The organism is Heliobacterium chlorum (assembly GCF_014502795.1).
In the GTDB taxonomy this organism is placed as follows: domain Bacteria; phylum Bacillota; class Desulfitobacteriia; order Heliobacteriales; family Heliobacteriaceae; genus Heliobacterium; species Heliobacterium chlorum.
Genome location: NZ_JACVHF010000106.1, coordinates 1 through 1,117 on the forward strand (window position 1 = coordinate 1; position 1,117 = coordinate 1,117).

A 1,117-nucleotide genomic window follows, 5' to 3' on the forward strand; every position below is an offset into this window, starting at 1 on the left:
GTGAGTTATCTTTCGGGGATTTGGATGGGGGTAACGCAGAGTACGACGTCGGCATGGAATGCTTGTACCCAATTCCTTACATCATGTTGGAATACCTTATCGGCCATGGCTTCCGTAGCGTTTCAGGCAGTACGTAATGATATTAACGGGGCCATGACAACCGCCCAAAATGTTGTTTCTTCGGTATGGGGCAGCATAGCCCAAACGTGGAACAGCACCCTAGACGGGATTCAATCGTGGACAACAGAAAAGCTAACGGCGATGAATACCTTTATCTCTTCAGCATGGGAAACGCTGAAAGGGATCTGGGATGCGGGTAGGGTGGACCTGTGGGATATAGCAATAAAACTCTGGCAGGGGATTTACGACACTTTTGCCCAAGCCCCTGTAAAGTTACTGGCCTGCATGACAACCATTAAGAAAACCCTTACTGATGCCTGGCAGCTAATTAAAAATGATGCCATCGAAATGGGTAAAAACGTAATTTACGGATTTGTTAACGGGATCACCAGCATGGCGAGTTATCTATATTCTGCGGCCCTGGGCGTATTTAACCGGGTCACATCGGCGGCATCAAAAGCTCTGGATATTCATTCTCCTTCTCGCGTGATGATTGAAATGGGGAGATATACGGCCCAAGGGTTTGCACTGGGTATAAATGCAGAAACCGGAATGGTGACCGGAGCGGGGCTGGCGATGGCATCTGCGGCTGTGGGAAGTGTAGGTGGTTATTCTTATGCGACCTCGGCGTTAACCGCCCCCGAACTCACCCAAGGGAGTCGAGGAAATAGCTTTAACATCACGATCCACGGTAGTAACGGGCAGGAAATCTGGGCGGAACTGGAACGGCAGTTGATTCGCCGGGGGGTTAAATTCTAATGTCCGAACGATTCTTAATCGCAGGGGTGAATCAAATATCGAACATCCTCTTAGAGGGGATTACCATTGAACAGGTGTTGACTTCCGTGGTCGATACCTGTTCATTTTCGATAAAAAGTGTGCAGCCGTCCGAGGGTGACGAAATCATCATTGAACTTTCCGGGGTGAGGGTTTTCGCCGGAATCATCGACTCCGTTAAGTTAGCTCGATCTACGGGTGGCTTGAATATATGGGACGT

At 49.1% G+C, this 1,117-nt stretch carries 2 protein-coding genes; both read left to right on the top strand.

The window, feature by feature from the left end; all coding sequences use genetic code 11:
• The coding region (locus tag H1S01_RS22820; protein WP_207732442.1) for a phage tail protein at positions 1-879 on the top strand (879 nt) is incomplete at its 5' end.
• The coding region (locus tag H1S01_RS22825) for a hypothetical protein (RefSeq protein WP_207732444.1) at positions 879-1,117 on the top strand (239 nt) is incomplete at its 3' end. The genes H1S01_RS22820 and H1S01_RS22825, both read left to right, overlap by 1 nt.